This window comes from Symbiopectobacterium purcellii (assembly GCF_019797845.1).
GTDB lineage: Bacteria > Pseudomonadota > Gammaproteobacteria > Enterobacterales > Enterobacteriaceae > Symbiopectobacterium > Symbiopectobacterium purcellii.
The window spans coordinates 453,690-477,720 of the sequence record NZ_CP081864.1; the positions used below are offsets into that span (position 1 = coordinate 453,690).

The window sequence follows — 24,031 nt, forward strand, 5'->3', positions numbered from 1 at the left end:
GGAGAAGCGTTGTGACCAAGAAGGAGCCGCATTATGGCGAAGTACGTTTTTCATCGGCTGCTGGTGGCGCTCGCCGTGTTGTTTACCGTGGCGCTGGTGAGTTTCTCTCTGTTGCACCTGTCCGGTGATTTGGCCGCAGCGATTGCCGGTCCTGAAGCCACGGCAGAGGTGATTGCGCAGATTCGTGTCCGGTACGGGTTGGATCAGCCGCTTGCCACGCAGTTTGGCCATTGGCTCTGGGCCGCACTGCACCTCGATTTCGGACGTTCTTTCTATTTTGAACACACCGTGATGGAGCTGGTCGGGCAGCGTATGCCGGTCACCCTGAAATTGGGGGCGGTTTCTTTGCTACTGGCGCTGCTGGTAGCGATCCCGCTCGGCGTATTGGCGGCGGTGTTCCGTGATTCCTGGGTCGATCGCAGTGCCGTGATGACGGCGGTGCTCGGGCAGGCAATGCCCAATTTTTGGTTTGCGCTGTTGCTGATCCTGATTTTTGCCGTGGGGCTAAAGTGGCTGCCGGTCGCTGGTAACGCCACCTGGCAACACTTTGTTCTGCCCGCCATTGCGCTGGGTTACTACGCCATGCCCTCCCTGATGCGGCTTACCCGTTCCGGCATGCTGGACGTGCTGAATGCTGACTATATCCGCACCGCGCGCGCCAAGGGACTGAGTGCTTTTCACGTCATCGTTAAACACGGTTTACGCAATGCCATTATTCCCGTGGTCGCGTTGGCGATGGTGGAACTTGGCTTTATGTTGGGCGGTTCGGTGGTGATTGAATCGGTGTTTGCGCTGCAAGGTTTAGGGCAATTGGCGTGGGATTCCATCTCCCGCAATGACTTCCCGGTGGTGCAGGCCATCGTACTGATTATTGCGGTGTTCTATATCGTTCTCACCTTTCTGGCGGATGTGCTCAATGCGGCGCTCGATCCGCGCTTACGTGCGCGTTAGAGGTAAGCAACATGAAAGCATCTGAAAAGACATCCGCATTGTGGCTAGGATTTTTTTCGCGAGGTGGCGCTGTGACAGTAACGCAAACTGAGGCCGGACAAACGGGGTTATTACCGCAACCAGGCCCGTGGCAACGTGCCGTGCGGCGCATCCTGGGTCATCACAGCATGACGTTGGGCGTGGTGATTTTAGGGATTGTCGTGGTGCTGGCACTGTTGGCACCGTGGATCAGTCCGCACGACCCTTATGCGCAGGATGTCAGCCGACGTTTGATCCCGCCGGTCTGGTATGAGAAGGGCAGTTGGGAGCACATCTTGGGCACCGATAAACTGGGGCGTGACTACTTAAGCCGCCTGCTGTTTGGTGCGCGGGTTTCGCTACTGATCGGGCTGGCCGCGGCCGCATTGGCGGGCGTTATTGGCATCACGCTGGGTGTGGTCGCCGGTTATTTCGGCGGACGAGTGGACGCGATAGTGAGTTATCTGCTGACGGTTCGCCTCTCGATGCCAGTGATTTTGGTGGCGCTGGCGATGGCATCGCTGGTGGGGGGCTCGGTAAACGTGGTGATTCTGCTGCTCGGGTTATTGCTGTGGGATCGCTTTCTGATCGTCTCGCGCTCCGTAACGCGCCAACTGCGAGAAGAGGAGTTTGTCGCTGCGGCGAAAACGTTGGGGGCATCGTCTGCTTTCATCATGGTACGGGAAATTCTGCCCAATTTAGTGGGGCCACTGACGGTGGTGGCTACGCTCGAGATTGCCCATGCCATTTTGTTGGAAGCCACGCTCTCCTTTCTGGGACTGGGGGTACAACCGCCAATGCCCTCCTGGGGATTGATGGTGGCAGAAGGTAAAGCCTACATGTTCTTCCAGCCTTGGGTGATTTTGATCCCCGGCATTGTGCTGGCGGTGGTGGTGCTCGGCATCAATCTGGTCGGTGATGGCTTGCGCGATATCACCGCCGTAGACGGGCGTAACTGAGGAGGTTGCCATGAGTCAGGATAGCTTGTTGGATATCAAAGACCTGCGCGTCGATCTTCCCACGGCGCGGGGCACCTTGCACGCGGTGCGCGGTATTGATTTCTCGGTGCATAAAGGTGAGATGCTGTGTCTGGTAGGCGAGTCTGGGTGCGGTAAATCCATGACGTCGCTGGCCCTGATGGGGCTGTTGCCGCGTAAGGCGGTGCGCAGTGCGACGCACCTGCGCTTTAAAGGGCAAGATCTGCAAACGTTGAACAACAAACAGATGGCGACGCTCCGTGGCGATCAGATCGCCATGATCTTTCAAGAACCGATGACCTCGCTGAATCCCTCCTACACGTTGGGTGAACAGCTATGCGAGACGCTGCACGCGCACCGCAAGGTGACGCCGACCCAGGCAAGGGCGCGTGCGCTCTATTTAATGGAACGGGTCGGTATCCCGCAGGCCGGGGATCGTCTGCGGCAGTATCCGCATCAGCTGTCGGGAGGCTTGCGTCAACGCATCATGATTGCGATGGCGCTGATGTGTGAGCCTGAGCTGATCATTGCGGATGAGCCGACCACGGCGCTGGATGTGACCATTCAGGCGCAGATCCTGCGTATGTTGCGCGAATTGCAGCAGGAACTGGGTACTGCGGTGATTTTCATCACCCACGATCTTGGCGTAGTCGCGCGCATCGCCGATCGTGTGGCGGTGATGTATGCCGGCCAGATTGTTGAGACTGCGCCTGTGAAAGAACTGTTTGGACATCCGCAACATCCCTATACCAAAGGGCTGATGTCATGCATCCCGGTGCGGGGAAAAACCGTTCCGGGCCAGTTGTTACAGGCCATCCCCGGCGTCGTGCCGAGACTTATCGGTGCGCAGCAGGGGTGTGCGTTTCGCAATCGTTGCCCCAGCGCCCAGGCCTGTTGCAGTGAAAATCCGCCGTATGTTGCGGTGACGCCGCAGCAGCACGTACGTTGTGTGCAGGCACAAGCCTGCGAGGATGTGGCATGAGCGAAACGGTAACCACATTTGGCGCGGTACAACCTGCTCCCTACATTCCCGGCAATGACGATCTGGCGCTTGAGCTTTGTGCCCTGAGCCGCGAATTTCGCCTCAATCGTGGCATGTTTGCGCGGCCCGGTATCTTTACCGCCGTCAATAACGTCTCTTTACGCGTGCGGCGTGGTGAAACCCTTGGGCTGGTGGGCGAATCTGGCTGCGGCAAAAGTACGCTGGCAAAGATGCTGCTGGGGCTGTTGCCACCGACGTCGGGCAACGTCCTGATTGCAGGGCGTGAAATCGATGCCGGCGATCGTAAAGCGCTGGCGACCCGCATTCAACCGATTTTTCAGGACCCTTACTCCTCGTTGAACCCGCGCCGCACGGTGGCCGATATCGTCGAAGTCGCGCTGCGGCTGCATAACATCGGCACCCCGGAAACCCGCAAACAGCGGGTGCAGGAGATGTTGGACCGGGTCGGGATGCCAACCCGAACCCACGGGCAGTATCCCGGCCAGCTTTCCGGCGGTCAGCGCCAGCGTGTCGCCATCGCTCGCGCGCTGATTATGCGCCCGGCAATTCTCATCTGCGATGAGCCAACCTCGGCGCTGGATGTGTCGGTTCAGGCGCAAATCCTCAATCTGTTGATGACGCTCAAGCAGGAGCTCGGTCTGACTTACCTGTTTATCAGCCATAACCTGGCGGTGGTGGAGCATCTGGTGGATCACGTCGCCGTGATGCGCAAAGGGGTCATTGTCGAGCAGGGGACGCGCGAGCAGATTTTCGACACGCCGAGACACCCCTATACCCAGGCACTGCTCGCGTCGGTGTTGACGCCGGAGCCGGGGCTGGGTATTCCCGAGATTTCCTCCCATTACAGTGGATTATGACCTGAACACGGCAAAAACGAAGAAGGATGCAGGCAGATGACGCGTGAAGAATTGATGCAAGCGGCGAGCGACTATATGGCGTCTGGTGCGTTTTTGGAAACGCTGGCGCGGCGGGTAAGTTATCCAACGGAAAGTCTGGTCGCCGCGCGGGGGCCACAGATAATGGCCTACCTGACGGAAGAGATGGTTCCTTCGCTTCAGGCATTAGGCTTTGAGTGCCGCATTGTGGATAACCCGGTCGCGGGAAAATGGCCTTTTCTGCTGGCGCGCCGTATTGAACCCGAAGCGCCCTTTACCTTACTGACCTATGGCCATGGCGATGTGGTGCTGGGCGATGAAGCTAACTGGCTGGAAGGGGTCGATCCCTGGAAAGTCACGCCGGATGGCGATCGCTGGTATGGACGCGGTACGGCGGATAACAAGGGCCAGCACACCATCAATCTGGCGGCCTTGATGCTGGTGCTGAAAGCGAAGCAAGGCCGCCTCGGTTATAACCTGAAACTGATTCTGGAAATGGGGGAGGAAACCGGCTCCCCCGGGCTGGAAGCACTGTGCGCACGCTACAGCGACTGGTTGGCGGCGGATTTGTTTATCGCTTCTGACGGCCCGCGCGTAGTGGCCGAGCGCCCGACGCTGTTTCTGGGCTCGCGCGGCGTGTTTAACGTTGAGCTTCAGGTCAAGCTACGTGAAAGTGCGCACCACTCCGGTAACTGGGGCGGACTGTTGGCCAACCCTGGCATTCGTCTGGCCCATGCGTTGAGCAGCATTGTGGATGCGCGTGGACGCATTCTGGTGCCGGGATTACGCCCGGCAGTACTACCCGAACAGGTGCGTTATTTGCTGCGTGATATCGCTTTGGGCGCGGGCCCCAACGATCCGGCCATCGATCCTGACTGGAACGAGCCGGGCCTGACGGCGGCAGAGAAGCTCTACAGTTGGAATACCTTTGACGTGCTGGCCTTTACTACCGGCAATCCCGATAAACCGGCCCATGCCATCCCGCCAGTGGCGCTGGCGCATTGCCATATGCGCTACGTGCCCGGCAGTGATGTGGATAATTTTCCACGTTATTTGCGTGAACATCTGGATGCGCATGGGTTTGAAGATGTCACGATGGTCACCCCCGATCACTGTTTTACCGCGACGCGCCTCGATCCCAGCGACCCTTGGGTAGCGTGGGGCGAAGCCTCTATTGCCCGCAGTACCGGAAAAAAAGCCGCCATTCTGCCTAATTTCGGCGGCGGCCTGCCAAATGCCTGTTTTTCTGAAACCTGAGGACTGCCGACGCTGTGGGTGCCGCACTCTTATCCGGCCTGTAGCCAGCACGCGCCGAATGAGCACTTGCTGCAATCGGTCGCGCAGGAAGCGCTACAACTGATGGCCGGTATGTTGTGGGATCTGGCAGAGCAGGGGGCGGCAGTGTGTCGCCAGCGAGAGCAGCACGCGGCTTCCGCCATCGTTGCTTGATCCTGTCGCCAACAGGGTATTCGCCTCAACACTCGCGCGTACCGATTTTCCGGTGCGCGCGTTGTCGTTTTTTAGCGCAAGGGGGGAGCCATGCACAATACCGAAATCCGTTACTTTATGGCCGTGGTGAGCACCGGTTCACTAAGCGCCGCCAGCCAGCAACTTTTCGTCGCGGTTTCCGCGATTAGCCGCCATATCCAACGGTTGGAAAAGCGTCTAGGCATGTCGCTGTTTGAGCGCAGCGCGCGCGGGATGGTGCTCAATGATGCCGGGCAAATTCTGGCAAACCATGTCAGGCGCAGCATGGCGGATATGAAGCTGGCGATCGCTGAGCTGGAAGGCCTCAAATCCCGGCAGCAAACCCCGATTCGCGTGGTGTGTACCGATGGCCTGGCGTTGAATCTGGTGCCGCTGCTGCTGGCGCGTTTTCGCCAGTTGCACCCTGAAGTCAATTTCCACCTGATTGTCGGCAGCGGCCAGCAGGTGCCGGAGTGGGTGCGGCACGGTGAAGGGGACGTGGAGATTAAGTTTAGTCTGGCAGCGGAGCCGGGGGTTGACGTTATCGCCTCGTTTCCCGCACCGGTTACCGCATTTATGCATCGAGATCACCCGTTGGCGACGCGTGATTTCGCCTTGTCCGATCTGAATGCCTATCCGTTGGTGTTGCCGGATCAAACAGCCACCATCCGGCAACTGTTCGATCTGTGCTGCCGAATGAACAGCGTGTTTATCGAACCGGTGTTTACCAGCAACCAGTTTTCTGCGGTATTTGGCTATGTGCGTAACGATCGCGACGCGATCGGTATCTGTAGCCATTTTTCGGTGATGGGGCACATGCTCAACGATGAGCTTCAGATCCGCTGCGTTAACGTCGAACCCTTAGGGCAACGCATGCTGCAAATTCAGACCGAGATCGGGCGTCCTCGCACCGCGCTGCTGGCGAGCTTTTGTCAGTTTCTCAAGCAAACGCTGACGGAAATGGACAGCCAATTGCGGCAGCGCTATGGGATGCCAGAACACTAAAAATCTTTGTTAATTTTATTTCTTTTTTTTGTTTTTTTTCGGTTTTTTGGTTCTTTTTTTTTAATTTTTTCGTTTTTAATGGTCGAAAATTAAATAAATAACGCAATTTAAATTCATTATTAATTTGGTAGTCTGTTTTTACGGCGTGAGGATATTTCCGAAGAAATAGCCATCTCCCGTTTCCCTAATGCCACTTTATTTTGGAGCTTGATGATGAATCTGGAGAAATTTCCCCGCTATCCGCTGACTTTCGGTCCCTCTCCCATCACGCCGTTGAAACGGTTGAGCGAACATCTGGGCGGTGATGTTGAACTTTATGCCAAACGCGAAGACTGCAACAGTGGCCTGGCGTTTGGTGGCAATAAAACGCGCAAGCTGGAATACCTGATCCCAGAAGCGCTGGAGCAAGGGTGCGACACCCTGGTTTCGATTGGCGGTATTCAGTCGAACCAAACGCGTCAGGTTGCTGCTGTGGCTGCGCACCTCGGCATGAAGTGCGTGCTGGTTCAAGAGAACTGGGTAAATTACGCGGATGCGGTCTACGATCGGGTCGGCAATATCGAACTCTCACGCATTATGGGCGCTGATGTACGCCTTGATGCCGCCGGTTTCGACATTGGCATTCGTCAAAGCTGGCAGCAAGCGATGGAAGAAGCGGCACAAGATGGCGGAAAACCGTTCCCGATCCCGGCTGGCTGCTCTGAGCATCCCTTGGGGGGATTAGGCTTCGTCGGCTTTGCCGAAGAAGTGCGCCAGCAGGAAAAAGAGCTGGGCTTTACTTTCGATTATATCGTGGTCTGTTCCGTCACCGGCAGTACTCAGGCAGGGATGGTGGTAGGCTTTGCTGCTGACGGGCGCTCTCGCCGCGTTATCGGGATTGATGCCTCAGCCAAGCCGGAACAAACCAAGGCGCAGATCCTGCGTATTGCGCAAAACACGGCAAATCTGGTGGAACTGGGCCGCGAGATCACAGAAGAAGACGTGGTGCTGGATACCCGCTACGGTGGGCCGGAGTACGGTCTGCCTAACGAAGGAACGCTGGAAGCGATTCGTCTGTGCGCCCGCACTGAAGGGGTATTGACCGACCCGGTTTATGAAGGGAAATCCATGCACGGCATGATCGACATGGTGCGCCGCGGAGAGTTTCCTAAAGGTTCCAAAGTGCTGTACGCCCACCTGGGCGGTGCTCCAGCACTGAGCGCTTACAGCTATATTTTCCGTAACGGCTGATAGTGCTTTATCGATAGCTGGCCCAGTTGGGCCAGCATGATCAAAAAGGTAACTGCGTGGTTGAGAGCACCTGGCGTAATCCCATAAAGGAACGTATCTGCCGTACTCCGGGCAGAAATAACAACTGCTCTGCATGTAACTTATTAAAACTTTGATTATCTTTGGTGCGGAGCATCATCATGTAATCAAATTCTCCCGTTACCACATGGCATTCCATGCACCCACTGATGTTTTGTGCCGCCAGTTCGAAATCAGCAAACGACTGAGGCGTAGAACGGTCCAACACCACACCAATAATCACCACCATGCCTGCGTTCAACGCTTCCGGGTTGAGCAGGGCCACCGTACCTTTTATTAAGCCAGCCAGCTTTAAGCGCTCTACCCGCCGTAGGCAGGCTGGCGCACTGAGGTTGACTTTTTCTGCCAGCGCCACGTTGGAGAGCGAAGCATCCTTTTGCAGCAGTTGCAGGATGGCGTAATCGAACTTATCGAGGTCAGTGCACTTTTCTTCTGCGATGGTTGGCGATAATGTTTTTGTTTTCATGGTATTGCCTTTTTTTCGTCACGTATAACATAGAGTGAGTAACATAAAATTGCGTGTTGTACCCGATATTGTTCAGCGAATATCATCGATTATCCTCAGCGTTGCTGAAAATGAACGCTATGCCCTCGCATCAAACAATATTATTAACACACCGTTTCCCCAAAATGACATAAAAAAAACGATGGAGATATCGTCCTGCGGCGTTGGATGCGCATAAGGTGTGGGAAAAGAACGTGATAGAAATCTCAGCGGTGAGGATTAGGGCATGTCAAAAAGTATTCAAATGTGACAAAAGATGCGTATTTAGCGAGTGACCGCTTTATAATCCGCCTTTGACGTTTTTCGGGCGGTCTGGCCCGATATGAATGGTCTATCCTTGATTTTCAACAACGCATAAAAGGGAACTTCTTATGCAACTCATTATGAGTCTTATTGGCATGGCTGTGTTGGTGCTGGTCGCCGTTTTGCTTTCCAGCAACCGCAAGGCTATTCGCCTGCGCACAGTGTTGGGTGCTTTCCTACTCCAGATTGGTATTGGCGCATTGGTGCTTTATGTGCCCCTTGGCCGCAAGATACTGGCAGGGATGACTGAAGGGGTTGCTCTGATTATTGGTTACGGCAATGAAGGCGTATCGTTTATTTTTGGTGGCCTGGCTTCCGATAAGATGTATGAGCTGTTTGGTGGCGGTGGCTTTGTCTTTGCGCTGCGGGTGCTACCGATCATTGTCTTTTTCTCCTCGTTGATTGCCGTGTTGTATTACATCGGTGTGATGCAATGGGTTATTCGCCTGCTAGGCGGAGCGCTGCAAAAGCTGCTAAAAACATCGCGTACCGAATCGCTCTCGGCGACGGCAAATATCTTTGTCGGGCAGACGGAAGCACCGCTGGTGGTACGTCCCTACATTGCCACTATGACGCGTTCAGAGCTGTTTGCCGTGATGTGCGGCGGACTGGCATCCATTGCCGGGGCGGTGATGGCGGGTTATGCGCAGATGGGCGTGCCGTTGGAGTATCTGATTGCTGCCTCCTTTATGGCTGCACCGGGTGGCTTGCTGTTTGCCAAGCTGATTGTGCCGGAAACAGAAAAAACACACGATCATGAGACTCACTCCGGTTTTGTAAGCGCCGATGATCAACCGGCCAACGTGATAGACGCAGCGGCCAGTGGTGCGGCTTCTGGGTTACAACTGGCACTCAATGTCGGTGCAATGTTGCTGGCGTTTGTGGCGCTGATTGCCTTGCTCAATGGCATCCTGGGGGGCATTGGCGGATGGTTTGATTATCCACAGCTATCGATGGAACTGATTTTAGGGTGGTTGTTCGCGCCGGTGGCTTTCCTTATCGGGATTCCGTGGCAGGAATCGACGGTGGCGGGGGCTTTTATCGGCCAAAAACTGATTCTCAATGAGTTTGTTGCCTACCTGAACTTTAGTCAGCATCTCAAAGCGGATGATGCCGTGGCAGCCTTGGGATTACAGGTGCTCTCGGATCAATCGAAAGCCATTATTTCGTTTGCCTTGTGCGGCTTTGCCAATCTGTCATCGATTGCGATTTTGATTGGTGGGCTCGGCAGCATGGCTCCAAACCGTCGGCAGGATATCGCGCGTTTTGGGCTGAAAGCGGTTGCGGCAGGAACGCTTTCAAACCTGATGAGTGCGACTATTGCTGGTTTCTTTCTGGCGCTTTAAAGCCTGACCCGCAGCAGGGGGAGAGTGTACGTTAATGACCATCTCGGCGTTTATCGGCAATATTGAATGGATGACGCTGCCTTTGCCCAATGGCGAGGCTGTGTATCCTGGATTCTGCGCCTATTGTCGTTTCAACCCAGAGGATTACCACGATACGCTTTATCATCGTATTGATGTGCCCTTGTCTGCGGAGTTGGCGCGTTCGGTGCCCAAGCGCCGCGCTGAATTTCTGGCGGGGCGTTATCTGGCGCGCCATGTGCTGGAAAAACTCGGTATCAACCAGTTTACCTTGCTGAGCGGCCAGGATCGCTCGCCGGTGTGGCCTGAAAACCTCTGTGGCTCTTTGAGCCACAATAAAGACAGCGTGCTGTGCGCTATTCACCGTCGTAGCGACGTATTCAGCGGCGTGGGTGTGGATGTGGAAACGCTGATGAGTGACGATCGGGCGGCTTCACTCTGGCCTGGTATCGTGGGTGACGAGGAGTGCCAATGGCTGAAAGGCGTGGATATGCCGTTTTGCCAGGCGCTGACGTTGAGCTTTTCTGCCAAGGAGAGTTTGTTTAAAGCCATCTATCCTTCGGTTCAGCATTATTTCGATTTCTTGGATGCGCAAATCACCGTGCTCAACCAGGCTCAACAGATTTTCGAACTGCAGTTGCAAACTACGCTAACGCCTGAGTTTCCCACGGGACGGCGCTTCAAGGGGGTATACCGGATGATGGCAAATAAAGTCACCACCTTCCTCTGTCTTGAACCCTCGAAGGCTGTCTGACGAGAACTGCGATATGTAGGTGTGCATTCAAAAGAAACGGTAGTTGCCGGTTATTCTCGTGGGGATTGGCGTATCGGCATATTCAAGTGCCAGTTGTCCCAGATGCTTTTTTAACGCCATCACGTTGGTTTGCCGGAAATTCAGCAGCACATTGGTCAGTGATGATGTGGTCTGTACCATCTCGCCAACGCTGTAGAGATCGACGGTGTTCAATTGATATGTCACCTCGTGTTTAAATTTTGCAATCTGATGATGTAATTCCTTCAGCGTTTTTCTCTCTTGATGCCGATTCAGCGCATTCGGGTTGCTTTCCAGCACGTTTAATGCGTGTTTAAATTCCAGTAACCTTTTTTTGTCATTACTCTTGATGTCGTATTTTGCAACAAGACTGTGGCTCAGTTTTTTATTTAAATTATTTCTGTTTTTACTGGATGCCCGGTCGGCGAGTGCGCGCAACGTATCAGCAAACGGCTGTGGACGCGCTTCCTTGCCAAAAACATGTTTGAATGTTGTCGGCTGTGATGAGGTTGATCGAAATCTCGCCAGCACGTTGCTTTGCGATAAATTAACCGGATTATGCAACCTACGCGTCACCTTTACATTTTCAATTTTATGCATGGGACGGATGATTTCCCCTGTTTCTGTTATGGCTGCCAACATGCTGTAAACCTTTTTAATCTGCTTATGGTGACGCCGTTTTGGCATCGACAACGTTGAGTCCGCAGTCCTGACCTGGGTATAGGCATGTTTAAAAACGCTCTTTGTGTTTATGTTGGTGCTTATCCCGCTTTCAATAAGCGCAAGCCGATAACAGAGTGGCCCATTATCGTTGATAGTGTGAGGAGCAATAATGTATTTTTCTCCAGCAAAAAAATTGCCAGAGCCGGAAAGTAGCTTCAATGTGCTTTTTTTCGCGACCGTTGGTTGCTGTGCGGTATCTGAATATCGGGTTTCTTTCCTCTTGTTATAGGTGAATACCGAGGCTTTTACCCCAGTACCACAGGCTAGTCGCGGCAAGTTAAGGTGTACGTTGTCTGTGGGGGCTACACTCACCATTGCACGTAGTTCATTGATTTTAATATCTAAAGAAAGTGCCGTGTTATATTCGCTGGTCTGCTTCTTATTGACGAGTATCGCGTTTTTTTCAAAAAAACTCTTTTGGTCATTCATCTTGAATGATTGATCGAAAAGTGATTCAAGCTGAGAGGGGGTTAGTTCAAATGAGAAATCCAATTCTTTGGTCTTGTGCAACGTTAAGAGTGCATTGGCCTCAAAGGGCATAATAGAAAAAAAGTTGACCCCACCTTGGCTCAGTAATGTTGATTCAAAGCCCTGACCGGTGCCTAGCAGTAAGGTCTTGGCAATCTTTCTCTTACGCGTAAACACCAGCTTTATATTACCCGTCGTTGACCTGGTTAAAATCAGACGATGCGTTTTTGTTATTGAAAGGATGAAACTGGCAAACCAGCCGGGATGAAAAGGTATGCCACTTTGTAATATGCTGAAGAAAAGCGAAAATTCATTTTCTTTGCTTAAGGTAAGCGCATCACTTGTTTCCAGGCTTAGTAATAGCGATACTATTTTTTTGGCGAATGTATCATCTCCAGGCATAAACGCAGGAAGATCGTTGATCAACGGAGAAAGGTCACGCTTAAGATCTTTGATGTACGTGTTCACTAATGATGTATCTGATTGCTCCTTTTTCTCTGTTTTTTTGAGTAAATCCTTGGTTACCGATATGGCAACATTGATGCCCGGATCTGCACATTTTATGCCTTTCAGGAATTTTTCTGTCTTGCTTCTTTTCGCGTTGTTTTTCTTAAGGGCTAAACGGATAGCATCCGTTATTGGAGAGATGATGGGGATAGGTAGGGAGCTAAAGTTTCCCCACCGGGTTGATGAGAAGGGTTGCCCGCAATAGTACTTTTCATGCGTATCGCCACCTAACAATGTGTAGAGTCCTTGGGGGGGTTTATGGCTTGCTTTTTCTGTTTTGAGTAACGGGTTGGATAGGTTTTTAGGATCAATATAGAAAATCCTTACCTTATCGCGTTTAATGGCCTCTATTTGTAACATGTTTCTACAGCGCTTCACGGAAGCAATACTATATTTTGTGTTAGATAGTACTTCGATTTTATATTCCATGAGGCTGTAATCATATTTTTTGTTTCCTACTGAATAGGCACTCAGGTATAAATTGTTATTCTTAAAATAAAAATGAGTGGTGTTTCCATCATAGCCTTGAAATGAAAGATCTGTTGGTAATGGTGTATGCTGTTTCTTGTAAGTCACGTTGACGGACTTTATCGTTTCTTTTTCAGTATCGACACTGGTATTGGTGTTAAATCGAATGGAATAATAATTGTCTTTGTTTTTTTGTTTTGCAGTCAGTTCACCCGCCGCATCGAGATATAATGATTCAAACGCGATACTGTCGCTGTTTTTACTGATAGTGTAATAAGTGTAATCATTTTTTTTGCTATTTTTTATATATAAACCAGAGAGTAAATTATGGCACTGACCTTTTATTAAGATAAGATCGCCATCTGGGTTCAACGTTACTCCCATGTCGCTAAGCAAAGGCATGCTACAGCTCCCTAAAAACACATAATCCCTAGTGTTAGTTTTATCAATGGTGCTCGGTACTAATGTAACGTCTTCATTAAGGTTGTCTGGTGCGTTGTGATAAGTATAATAATGGTTTTTCTGAGAGGTGATGGTGTGCACTGAATGATGAATAAAAGAGATATTTTTGATTAAGGCATTAGAACCTGTTGGTGATAATTCAGGTGCTTTCATCATTGATTCCGATGCGACCGCTTGCGGTATCTTCAGTGATGAACGTTGTAATGTTGTCATAATCAACCTAAGGGTTACGGAATTTTATCCCAAGCGTCGATTAATGTAATGCATTACGAGGGTGTTTAATTTAAAAAAACCTACGCGTTCAAATGGTAAAAAAAAATTATTATAAATTAAATGTAAAGTTAATATTTCCTTCTTATTGCTGTCACAATCAATGGTTTTCTTTCAGCGAGGGTGACGTCTTTCAAAAATAGGTTGTACCACGATAGTCAGTCACATGCACAGCGGCCTTAATCCAAAAAGTGTAGATTCGAAACTATTTTGGAAGGATGATTTGCGTTTGCCTTATTATATTCAAATGTTATATCGCCAAGATGTTTTGTTAAAGAGATGGATTTTTTGTCATTAAAATAAAATATGAGATTGGGAATTGTTGACGAAAACTCAGAAAAATAGCCCGTGCTCATAAAATCAATTTTATTCAGTAGATATGTTGCATTTTCTTTGAAGGATGTAACTTTATCATGCAGATTGTCTACCAATAGCTGTAGTTCCCCACTATTTAGTTGTGATGCAATATCTTTAGTTGTTGCAATTTCTTGTTCGAGATTGTCTTTAGCACGCTTGCTTTCTTCTGTCAGTTTATAGTCTGTAATGATGTGATAACTTATTTTTTTCCCCATGCTTTTTCTTTCCTTGTCGATAAGGTCCTGTTTTGTCTTTTTAAGTGAATCAATGAAATCTTTGTGAATAAGGACGTCCTTAATTAAATTATTTTTTTTCTTAAATAAATGTGATTTTACTTTATTGTTTTTATTACATATCATTTCTAAATTTGTTAAACAACGAATGTCATGTTTTTTTTCTATTGCTATATCCATGTCGTTGAGCGATTCAATAACATCAGATAATGTTTTTTCGGGATTGTCGAAAAAACTTCTACCACTGGTTAACTGGTGGGACTTATTGATATAAGCTTGGCGGCTTACTATGTTTTTACTGTGTGACTCTTCAACTATCGGAAGGGGTAAAAAATAATCATTATTATCAATTTGCGTTGACACTATTGGCATTACTTTGTTTTCACGAACCAGTTTTGCATTTGGCGAAAATGCCTGTAATTCAATTTTTTTACTGTTTTTTTCGTTCGAATCAGGTGTGATATTTGTTTCGTTTGTATATTTTATTGAAAGTATATCTCCCGATAACATGATTCCGGCAATGCTTCTCGGTGCTACAATGTAATTACCTGGTTCATAACCGGTCCCCATTTGAAGCCTGAGTTCAAGTGCCCTTGCTTCAATGGATAACTTGTTAGTATATTCGTTTTTTTTGTTAATTGATATATTGTTTTCCTTTTCATCGAGAAACTGAATTAACTCACTTTTTATACTGCTTTTTTCGATGAAACTTGAAATGTCATTTTGATCTAACTTCAATGTTAGATTTCTACTTTTATCCATTTGTGAAAATAAAATAATATTTGACTCTATAGGTAAAATGGTAAAGTAGTCAATGTTAGATGTTTTGAGTAATGTTTTTTCTAAGCCTTGTCCCGTCCCTGCTAACAGTGCAATGAGTGCTGTTAATCTATTATCAAAAGAACATGATACCTCGTCATCATCCATTTTAGCGAAACTGACACAATGGTTTTTCGATAGTGCCCCAACACCACCAACAAAATAGGCAGGGGCAAATGGGGTACCGCCTCTGGCTATACCACCAAAAATAGAGATGTCGTTAGACTTTATGAGAGACAGTTGATCGCCATTTTTGAGGCTTTTTAATATGTTCGGTATTGCAGTGGTGATGTCTTTATTACTTACTACGCTGTCAGGCAGTTTTTCAATGAGCGAAGTGTAATTATTTCTCATATTGGTAATGTCGCTAGAAATTTTTCCTGTTTTTTCGGACGATCTGCACAGTGTTGAAAGATTTTTTATCGTTGATGTGGTTGCACGTATACCAGGGTCTATAGCATGCGCCATTGTAAAAAAGGATTTTTGATAATGTTTATCATGCCAACAGCATTTCGATTTTTGTAAGTTTATTCGGAAATTATCAATCGCGTCACCGAATAAGGGAATCCATTTGCTACTAAAATTACCACAGCGCGTAGAGCTAAATGGCTGGCCTGAGTCATAATATTCATGAGGATCTGAGCCCAATGCAGAATAGAGATTTTGTGGCGGTTTGTGAGAAAAACTCTTTGCACTAATTTTTGGCAGTTGTATTTTGTTCGGATTAAGATAGATGATTCTCTTTTTTTATTATGCATGGTCTCCAGTTGAAGCATATTCCTTGTCTTTTTAACCGAAAGTATATTGTAACCTTTGAGGGATTTTAATTTAACGAGAGCATCATACTCTCTGTAACTCACTGTGTTGTCTTCTCTTTTAAATTCAGATAAATACAATGAATTATTTTTGAATTCAAACATTAATGTAATTCCATCTTGCCTCTCAAGCTTAATCTCTTCAGGTATCCATTCTGGTTGCTCTGTTAAACGCAATGCGATGTTAGCGTTTGATTCCGATAAGGCGTATGTTTTATTATTCTTTTCTATATCAATAGTGTATTGCTTAGACGTGCCTTTTATTCTTCCTGTCAATTTACCGTCTTCATTAATATGTAATGCATCAAATAAGTAATCATTATTATTTGTTATGTCGTGAGCACTGTAGCAGAAGTATTTTCTGGTTCTGATGTATTTATTGTATAAACCGGGTATCAACCCTTTACGCTGGCCATTAATGAAAACAAGTCTACCCTCCGCATCCAGCGTAACCCCCATGTCCAAAACAAATTGTGTTTCGCAACTGCCCAGATAAACATAGTCTTTGGCATTGATGGATGCGGTGTCTTTTATCACTGTCGGCACTAATTTTATATCGAGATTGACCTCTTTGGCTGCTTCAGAAAGCATTGATTCATAAGATTCTTTCGGTTGATTAATGCGACGAAAATCGAGCGCAGAGTTACGAATACGTGAAATGTCAGAATGTGATGCAGGGAAGGAATTTGACCTTTCCCTCATTTCGTGACAAAGGTTATTGTTGACTTGATCTGATAGGTTGGATTTTATCTCTGCAATCAACATGCAGTGCCTCTACCGATTGAATAAGTGATTTTGATATAAAACATAATGTAATCGATAGGAGGCTCTTTATTTTTCAAGTATCGATTGTCTTTTGTATATTTTCATTTTTTGTAATATTAATATGGCGCTAGAAAGGAAATTACATAGCGATATTAAGCATAATCTGTCCATATTATTTCTAATAGAAACTATAAGAGAAACGGCATCGTTTACTCGTAAGGTATTTCGACAGTCTGTTTGTCGACGTCGATAGAAATAGCATCGAGCGTAGACTCGCTGACGGTGATTAATACCTGTTAATCCCCAACGATTTACGTGTAATGCGTGTACGTGCTTATCCGTGTATTCACCAAGCCACAAACTCGGTTTCTCTGCGGATCGGGCATGAGGCAGAAAGTGAAAATTCAATATATGGGCGGTGGTGTAATAAATCGTAGGTGATAATCGACGGGGAACAGGTTTTTGGCTGAGCGAGTCTTGCTATCCGTTAACATGGGCAAGTCACTTCGTTCATCGAACTGAATGACCCGTAATTTGCCCCACTTTTTTCCGGATGCCTAGGGATAACTAAGAACGTATCAGGAAAGATTTTTACGCCACTCTGGTTACATTACAAACACATAGGGATTTATAGGAACGTATAGGGAGGCATAAAAAAGGAGAAGTGGTGCCCGGACTCGGAATCGAACCAAGGACACGGGGATTTTCAATCCCCTGCTCTACCGACTGAGCTATCCGGGCAACGGGGCGCATTAAACCGTATTGGCCGCTTGCCGTCAACGGGTTTGTGCAGGAAAAGCATCAAAACCACGTTGATTGCCGACTTTTCAGTCAGGATGACGCATTTCTCAGCGTCGCGCCCCGGATTTCTGTCAGGTTAGCGCACCGTTTTTGCGGCATAACGCAAAACGCAGTACATCCTCTGCCAGGCGGCGGGCGGTTGCGATGTCATCCGCATGGTGTTTGACCATTAACCGGCTCAGGCACCCTTCGAGAATCAATTCCATCTGCTGAGCGACCATTTCTGGATCGTCCGTCTCCAACTGCGTCAGCAGTTCTCGCGTGTAGTAGAGCGATGCCTGTTTTTGACGCTCTGCAATCTGGTGGATGGGGTGATGGGTATCAGGGTAGAAACTGCATGCGGCAATAAACAAGCAGCCGGGATAGCGTTGGTTTTGCAACGCTTCATGCAATACCTGATAGCGTGCCAGCAGCTTTTCCTCAACGGAGAGCGTTTCATCCAGTAATAGCTGGCGCCGCCAGGTATCCACCTGCTGACTATGGTGCCGCAGGCAATCATAGAGGAGTGCCTCACGATCTGGCCAGAAATCGGTCTTGGCCTCGGCAGTGATGCGGTGCTTCTCAGCCAAGGTGTCTAACGTTAAGGCGGCAACGCCCTGTTGTTCCAGTAAGATCAGCGCGTTCTCAAGTACCTCGTCCCGCTGTAGTTGCATGATATTCCCCTTGATTCAGACTGGGGCCGCCATCGTCGCAGTGGCCTATTGCCCCAGTTTTTGCAAATGCGCCCGGAACGCCTCGGCATCCATAAAACCCGTAATGCGTGACTCGGGAATCTCCCGGCCGTTACTGTCAAAAAAGAGTATGGTTGGTAACCCCATAACCTGAAATTTTTTTAGCAATGCATTTTGCTGCGCATTGTTGGCGGTCACATCCGCCTGAAGAAGTTGAAACCCAGCCAGCGCCTGTTTAACGCTCGCATCGCTGAAGGTGTATTTCTCAAACTCTTTGCAGGCGACACACCAGTCGGCATATAAATCCAGCATAGCAGGGCGCTGACTGCTGGTGAGGGATTGGTTCAACCCCTCAAGATGATGAACAGGTATAAACGGCAGGGTTGATGTGTGAACGGTGCTGGCTTGGCTTGATGAAGGCATTAGCCATTCTTGCAATGGGCGAGCCGCGGTCACTGCACCAATCAAAAGCAGCAGTTGTATCAAACGCATTCCGCGCCAATGGCTGCGCAAGCCCAGCATGATCAGCCATGCCAGGAAGGAAATTATTAGCAGGCTCCACAGGCGAGCTCCCCAGATATCGCCTACAACGCGTTCCAACAGAAAAACCGGTAAGGCTAAAATGACAAACCCAAAAGCCGTTTTGATGTGCTGCATCCAGGGACCGCTGCGGGGTAAAAAGCGATTGCCGAACAGCGTCACCGCGATAAGCGGCAAGCCCATACCGAGCGCATAGAGATAAAGAATGCTGCCGCCGGCGACGCTATTACCGCTTTGCGCAATGTAGAGCAGGATGGCGCTGAGAGGAGCAGTGGTGCAAGGCGAGCAAATCAGCCCTGCTAGTGCCCCCATGCAAAAGACCCCGCCAAGAGAGCCGCTTTGTTGTCGATTGCTCCACAGCGCCAGACGGGTTTGCAGGGCAGAGGGCATTTGTAGGTTATAGAGACCAAACATCGACAGCGCGAGTGCGATAAACAGCAGTGACAAACCGATTAACACGGCCGGGTGCTGTAGCGCCGCCTGAAAGCGCAGCCCCGCCGCCGCGATGACAATGCCGAGCAACGTGTAGGTCAGCGCCATGCCTTGCACATAGGTGAACGCCAGCAGCAGGGTGCGGCGCGCGGATAATTGCTGTTTCCGGCCAAGAATCAGCCCGGAAATCAGTGGGTACATCGGGAGTATGCAAGGGGTGAAGGCAACACCGATACCGATCAACAGCGCCCAAAGTGGAGAAAACGGCAGAGGCGCAGGTGCTACCGGTGCTATGACGGGAGGCATCGTATTGCTGGGCGTTGGCTGTTGGTCTGCGGTCACGGCACTTAACGGAATTTCTCGCGTTTCAGGCGGGTAGCAAAACCCCGCATCAGCGCAGCCCTGATAGGTAACACGCACGGTGGCACCCGCTGTGCTCTGCCTAATGGGGACGGTTACCGTGAGGCTATCGCGAAAGATTGCCACTTCGCCAAAAAAATCGTCTTTGTGCGGCAGGCCGGCGGGTATGGATATGTCGCCTAACACGGCTTGGCCGGGAGCCAGCGTGATTTTGTCGCGATAGAGGTAATAGCCCGGGTGGATTTGCCAGCGTAGCGTCAGCGTCTCTTGCTGTTGCTGAAAATCGAAAGCAAATGCGCGATCTACCGTCAGAAAGCGGCTGTTTTGCACCGCAGATGACGGCGCAAACAGGGAGGCACCTGCCAGTTGAGGGCAGATCAGCGTGCTTAACAGCAGGATCAGCGTAAGGATGCGGTTAGCCATGTCAGGTAATCTTTGTCGCCATCCGTGATCGGAACCACCAGCAGTTCCGGTGTTTGATAAGGGGGTTGCTGTTTAAGGCGTTGCAGCAGCGCATGTTGATGCAAGGTATCGCTCTTGATCACCAGTTGCACTTCCCTTTGCTGCTCCAATTTACCTTCCCAGACATAGAAAGAGTGCGCGCCAGGCAGTACTGTGAGACAGGCTGCCAGCCCGGCAGTGAGCACATCCGTTGCCAGCTGTTGTGCTATGGGGTCGTCAGGTGCAGTACACAGGACAACGATGGCGGTGCAGCTTGCAGGATTTTCCATGGTCACCCCAGTGAAAGAGGAACTGGGGGTACTATACCCTGCTTTGGGGGCCGAGGGGAATGGATGCCGGGCGGTGGCACACCGCCCGGGGTGAATACCGGAGGGACGTTACAGCACCATATTTCCCAGAACAAAGCCAAAAATGACGGATAGCGTAATCGCCAGAACGCCAGGTACCAGGAACGCGTGGTTGAAGACGTACTTGCCGATGCGCGTTGATCCGGTGTCATCCATTTCCACGGCGGCGAGCAGCGTGGGATAGGTGGGCAACACGAACAGCGCTGATACCGAAGCAAAAGACGCCACGGCAGTGACTGGCGTTACACCTAACAATAACGCCGCAGGCATCAGTGCTTTGGCTGTCGCCGCCTGTGAGTAGAGCAGGGTTGAGGCAAAAAACAGTATTACTGCCAGCATCCACGGGTAATTCTGCAACAACGCACCAGCCGTACCCTGGATTTCACCGATGTGGGCTTTTACAAACGTATCGCCTAACCAGGCCACGCCCATTACGCAAATGCAGGCGCTCATGCCGGATTTGAAGGTGCTGGCAGAGAGGATTTTGGCGGTATCCAGCTTACAGGTGATGCAGATCAGGGTGGCGACCGTCAGCATAAACACCACAATGGCTTCGTTACGGGGCAGTATGGGTTTGGCAATCAGCCCGACGGTGTCGCTGATGGCGGTGGCGTAAAGCATCACAGCGACAATACCCACTAAAAACAGCAGCACAGAGCGCTTGGCCCCGGTTTTTATCTCCAGCTTGCTGACGCCGCGTAGCACGGTTTCACCCTTTGCCAACCGTGCCTGATAAATCTCGTCGTCTTTCAATTCCTTGCCCAGAAAATTGGTCACCACGGCGGTAAGCAACACCGCGCACAAGGTCGTCGGGATACATATCCCGAGCAGCAGCAGATAGCTGACGCCTTTCGGTTCAAGAATGCTGGCAACGAAAACCACGGCGGCGGAAATCGGTGAGGCAGTGATGGCGATTTGCGACGCAACAACGGCAATCGATAATGGGCGCGAGGGGCGAATCCCTTGTTCTTTAGCCACTTCTGCAATCACTGGCAGCGTTGAGAACGCGGTATGCCCCGTTCCCGCCAACAGCGTCATAAAATAGGTGACGACAGGTGCCAGAAAGTTGACGTATTTAGGCTGACGCCGTAGCAATTTTTCAGCCAAACTCACCAGATAATCCATGCCCCCAGCGACCTGCATGGCTGCAATGGCGGCGATCACCGCCATGATGATTTGAATCACGTCGAAGGGAATGGCGCCGGGTTTGATTTGAAACACCAGTGTCAGAACCAAAACGCCGAGACCGCCCGCGAAACCGATACCGATCCCACCGAGTCGTGCACCGAGGTAGATAGCCAACAAAACGATAACCAACTCAAAGGCAAACATAGTGATGCTCCTTGTTAGATAAGAAATTCTTATGGTTGTGAGCAAACCTGAGGCCATAAAAAAGGCACGCCCGCAAAATGCCGACGTGCCTGTCAGGAGTAACGCGAGCGCGCCCGATGGCGAGGCGCGCTGAGTTAGCCGATCGGACGCTTAAGACGCGTCGTTATCATCCGTGTAACGTTTGGCCTTGTAGGCTGGGTGCATCAGGTTTTGTACCGAGAAAATGTCATCCAGCTCACTTTCGGTCAGAAGACCGCGCTCCAGCACCACTTCACGCACGCTCTTACCGGTTTCAGCACAAATCTTGCCGACAATATCGCCATTGTGGTGGCCAATAAACGGGTTGAGGTAAGTCACAATGCCGATGGAGTTGAAAACATAGGCTTCGCATACCGCTTTGTTGGCGGTGATGCCGTTAACGCATTTTTCCAGCAGGTTGTGGCAGGCGTTGGTGAGGATGTGGATCGATTCGAACATCGCCTGACCAATGACCGGCTCCATCACGTTAAGCTGCAACTGACCTGCTTCAGAGGCCATGGTGACGCAAGTGTCGTTGCCGATCACCTTGAAGCACACCTGATTGACCACTTCCGGCACCACCGGATTGACTTTGGCGGGCATAATGGAAGAACCCGCCTGCAATTCCGGCAGGTTGATTTCATTGAGGCCAGCGCGCGGACCGGAAGAAAGCAGCCTAAGGTCATTACAGATTTTCGACATCTTCACCGCCAGACGTTTCAGCGCGCCGTGCACCATCACGTAAGCGCCGCAGTCAGAAGTTGCTTCAATCAAATCCTCAGCCGGCACGCAGGGCAGTCCACTCACTTCCGCCAGACGCTGCACGGCTAACTGTTGGTAACCGTCCGGTGTGTTTAACCGTGTGCCAATGGCCGTTGCGCCCAGATTCACTTCCAGCAGCAATTCACCGGTGCGCAGCAGGTTTTTGTTCTCTTCTTTCAGCAACACATAGAAGGCGTGGAATTCCTGGCCTAGCGTCATCGGCACCGCATCCTGCAACTGGGTACGGCCCATCTTCAGGATGGTTTCAAATTCTTTGGCTTTGCGCTCGAAGCCGTCAGCCAACTGGGTGATGGCCTCTATCAGCGTCAGGATGGCGCTGTACACCGCAATACGAAAGCCCGTAGGGTAGGCATCGTTGGTAGACTGGCACTTGTTCAGATGATCGTTAGGTTTAAGGTACTGGTATTCGCCTTTGTTATGGCCCATCAGCTCCAGGCCAATATTAGCCAGCACTTCGTTGGTGTTCATGTTTACCGAGGTGCCCGCGCCGCCCTGATACACATCAACCGGGAACTGGTCCATGCATTTGCCGTTGTTCAACACTTCATCGCAGGCACGGATAATGGTATCGGCAATCGGTCGGGGAATGGTTTTCAACTCGCGGTTTGCCAGAGCAGCAGCCTTTTTGACCATCACCATGCCACGCACGAATTCGGGGATATCGCTGATTTTGTGGTTGCTGATGTAGAAATTTTCAATTGCCCGCAGGGTATGAATGCCATAGTAGGCATCGGCGGGAACTTCACGGGTACCTAACAGGTCTTCTTCAATACGGATGTTGTCTGACATGAGAGCCTTCTCTTGAATCCTGCAACTTGATGAGAACGCGTTTTGCTAACCACCTTGGCGTTAACAAAAAAGCGTGTTAACAAATAATCGTGCCAATAAATGCGAGTTATTATCACGATGGTGTTACCACAAAATGTATCACCACAGGCAACAGTTGCAGAACGATTGACCATATCTGCCTCCGCTGGAGTGATGATATATTGTATAGAATCCCAAAAGCGTAGTTTCGATCACTCAATGAAGATAGGTAATTAATAAAGTAAATAAATTGTGATAGTCGTCACGGGTGATTATTGCGCAATGAAATTTCTGTCTACAGGTTGAAAATGCTCGCTTGCGCTACCACTTCATTAAATTATAAGGGTTGATGTAGGATCTCTGGTGATATGTCTTCATGATGGCCGGATACACAACAGATGACGGCAGCCTGTCAATCAGGCGGGCATCGTTCGTATTAGTTTCCTTTAAAACAATTAGTTAAATAAATCAGGAGAATCCAGTGTGCTGGTTACCGCTATTCCTACTCTTTCTTTTTGCCTACATTGAAATTTCGCTGTTCATCCGTGTTGCGGAAGTGCTGGGCGTCGCGGTGACGTTGCTGCTGGTGGTGTTCACCTCCTGTATTGGCGTTTCTCTGGTGCGCAATCAGGGCGTGAAAACGTTTATTCAAATGCAGCAGAAAATCGCGGCAGGAGAGAGCCCAGCGGCGGAGATGGTCAAAAGCGTATCGCTGGTATTAGCGGGTTTTTTGCTGCTGCTGCCCGGTTTTTTCACCGACTTCCTCGGATTGCTGCTGCTGTTGCCCCCGGTGCAAAAGCGCTTGACGGTCAAACTGATGCCCCATCTGCACATTTGGCGCGGCGCTGGTACGACCTCGTCCGGCAGTAACGGTAATACCTTTGACGGTGAGTTCTACCGCAAAGATGACGAGCGCAAGAACCTCGAACATAAAGATGATCAAGACAAATGATGTTGGTTGAGAAAAAGATTTTAACTGTATGTTTTTTATCTTTTTTAAATTTCACTTCATCAAATTTTCATCGCTATCGCAAAAAAAAACC

18 protein-coding genes, 1 tRNA gene and 1 pseudogene are annotated in these 24,031 nt (G+C 50.0%); 10 read left to right on the forward strand and 10 right to left on the reverse strand.

Annotated elements, in window-relative coordinates:
* The first annotated feature begins 33 nt into the window (after positions 1 to 33).
* The 7 genes and pseudogenes from K6K13_RS02070 (at position 34) to K6K13_RS02100 (ending at position 7,526) form a co-directional block, all read left to right on the forward strand.
* The gene (locus K6K13_RS02070) at positions 34 to 951 is read left to right on the forward strand and encodes an ABC transporter permease (RefSeq protein WP_222159337.1); all 918 of its coding nucleotides are present in this window, start codon (positions 34 to 36) and stop codon (positions 949 to 951) included.
* A gap of 71 nt (positions 952 to 1,022) precedes the next feature.
* Positions 1,023 to 1,928, forward strand: coding sequence for an ABC transporter permease (locus K6K13_RS02075; protein WP_252120393.1), 906 nt, complete (start codon positions 1,023 to 1,025; stop codon positions 1,926 to 1,928).
* A gap of 10 nt (positions 1,929 to 1,938) precedes the next feature.
* Positions 1,939 to 2,928: an ABC transporter ATP-binding protein gene (locus K6K13_RS02080; RefSeq protein WP_222159339.1), complete on the forward strand. Its 990-nt coding sequence runs from the start codon at positions 1,939 to 1,941 to the stop codon at positions 2,926 to 2,928.
* The gene (locus K6K13_RS02085; protein ID WP_222159340.1) at positions 2,925 to 3,806 is read left to right on the forward strand and encodes an ATP-binding cassette domain-containing protein; all 882 of its coding nucleotides are present in this window, start codon (positions 2,925 to 2,927) and stop codon (positions 3,804 to 3,806) included. Before K6K13_RS02080 ends, K6K13_RS02085 begins: the two co-directional genes overlap by 4 nt.
* Positions 3,807 to 3,842: 36 nt before the next feature.
* Positions 3,843 to 5,273 (forward strand): annotated as a pseudogene (locus tag K6K13_RS02090) (M20 family metallopeptidase).
* A gap of 90 nt (positions 5,274 to 5,363) precedes the next feature.
* Positions 5,364 to 6,296, forward strand: coding sequence for a LysR family transcriptional regulator (locus K6K13_RS02095; protein WP_222159341.1), 933 nt, complete (start codon positions 5,364 to 5,366; stop codon positions 6,294 to 6,296).
* A gap of 213 nt (positions 6,297 to 6,509) precedes the next feature.
* Positions 6,510 to 7,526 (forward strand): 1-aminocyclopropane-1-carboxylate deaminase, encoded by a 1,017-nt coding sequence (locus tag K6K13_RS02100; protein ID WP_222160934.1) that lies wholly within the window; start codon positions 6,510 to 6,512, stop codon positions 7,524 to 7,526.
* Between the two features lie 40 nt (positions 7,527 to 7,566).
* On the opposite strand, the gene K6K13_RS02105 is transcribed toward K6K13_RS02100, so the two are convergent.
* Positions 7,567 to 8,070, reverse strand: coding sequence for an Lrp/AsnC family transcriptional regulator (locus K6K13_RS02105; RefSeq protein ID WP_222159342.1), 504 nt, complete (start codon positions 8,068 to 8,070; stop codon positions 7,567 to 7,569).
* Between the two features lie 410 nt (positions 8,071 to 8,480).
* On the opposite strand from K6K13_RS02105, the gene K6K13_RS02110 reads away from it, so the two are divergent.
* Positions 8,481 to 9,758: a NupC/NupG family nucleoside CNT transporter gene (locus tag K6K13_RS02110; protein WP_252120394.1), complete on the forward strand. Its 1,278-nt coding sequence runs from the start codon at positions 8,481 to 8,483 to the stop codon at positions 9,756 to 9,758.
* 34 nt (positions 9,759 to 9,792) lie between these two features.
* Entirely contained in the window at positions 9,793 to 10,530 is a 738-nt protein-coding gene (locus K6K13_RS02115) for a 4'-phosphopantetheinyl transferase family protein (RefSeq protein ID WP_222159343.1), read from the forward strand.
* 27 nt (positions 10,531 to 10,557) lie between these two features.
* Here the strand turns inward: K6K13_RS02115 and K6K13_RS02120 are convergent, their stop codons facing one another.
* The 9 genes from K6K13_RS02120 to aspA form a co-directional block, all read right to left on the reverse strand.
* Entirely contained in the window at positions 10,558 to 13,389 is a 2,832-nt protein-coding gene (locus tag K6K13_RS02120; protein ID WP_222159344.1) for a hypothetical protein, read from the reverse strand.
* 236 nt (positions 13,390 to 13,625) lie between these two features.
* Positions 13,626 to 15,323, reverse strand: a complete 1,698-nt coding sequence (locus K6K13_RS02125) for a hypothetical protein (protein WP_222159345.1) — start codon at positions 15,321 to 15,323, stop codon at positions 13,626 to 13,628.
* Between the two features lie 59 nt (positions 15,324 to 15,382).
* Positions 15,383 to 16,435 carry a hypothetical protein gene (locus K6K13_RS02130; protein ID WP_222159346.1) on the reverse strand — a complete coding sequence of 351 codons (1,053 nt, stop codon included), beginning with the start codon at positions 16,433 to 16,435 and terminating at the stop codon, positions 15,383 to 15,385.
* A gap of 665 nt (positions 16,436 to 17,100) precedes the next feature.
* A tRNA-Phe gene (locus tag K6K13_RS02135) sits at positions 17,101 to 17,176 on the reverse strand.
* 131 nt (positions 17,177 to 17,307) lie between these two features.
* Positions 17,308 to 17,889, reverse strand: a complete 582-nt coding sequence (locus K6K13_RS02140; RefSeq protein WP_222159347.1) for a transcriptional regulator — start codon at positions 17,887 to 17,889, stop codon at positions 17,308 to 17,310.
* Positions 17,890 to 17,934: 45 nt separating this feature from the next.
* Complete coding sequence (locus tag K6K13_RS02145) at positions 17,935 to 19,662, reverse strand: protein-disulfide reductase DsbD (RefSeq protein WP_222159348.1); 1,728 nt, start codon at positions 19,660 to 19,662, stop codon at positions 17,935 to 17,937.
* The gene (gene cutA, locus K6K13_RS02150; RefSeq protein ID WP_222159349.1) at positions 19,638 to 19,970 is read right to left on the reverse strand and encodes a divalent cation tolerance protein CutA; all 333 of its coding nucleotides are present in this window, start codon (positions 19,968 to 19,970) and stop codon (positions 19,638 to 19,640) included. The genes K6K13_RS02145 and cutA overlap by 25 nt, the downstream gene beginning before the upstream one ends.
* A 108-nt stretch (positions 19,971 to 20,078) precedes the next feature.
* The gene (locus K6K13_RS02155) at positions 20,079 to 21,380 is read right to left on the reverse strand and encodes an anaerobic C4-dicarboxylate transporter (protein ID WP_222159350.1); all 1,302 of its coding nucleotides are present in this window, start codon (positions 21,378 to 21,380) and stop codon (positions 20,079 to 20,081) included.
* A 150-nt stretch (positions 21,381 to 21,530) separates the two neighbouring features.
* Positions 21,531 to 22,970, reverse strand: coding sequence for an aspartate ammonia-lyase (aspA, locus tag K6K13_RS02160; RefSeq protein ID WP_222159351.1), 1,440 nt, complete (start codon positions 22,968 to 22,970; stop codon positions 21,531 to 21,533).
* A 499-nt stretch (positions 22,971 to 23,469) separates the two neighbouring features.
* Here aspA and K6K13_RS02165 point away from each other — a divergent pair, with 499 nt between their 5' ends.
* Positions 23,470 to 23,940, forward strand: a complete 471-nt coding sequence (locus K6K13_RS02165; RefSeq protein ID WP_222159352.1) for an FxsA family protein — start codon at positions 23,470 to 23,472, stop codon at positions 23,938 to 23,940.
* Positions 23,941 to 24,031 lie beyond the last annotated feature (91 nt).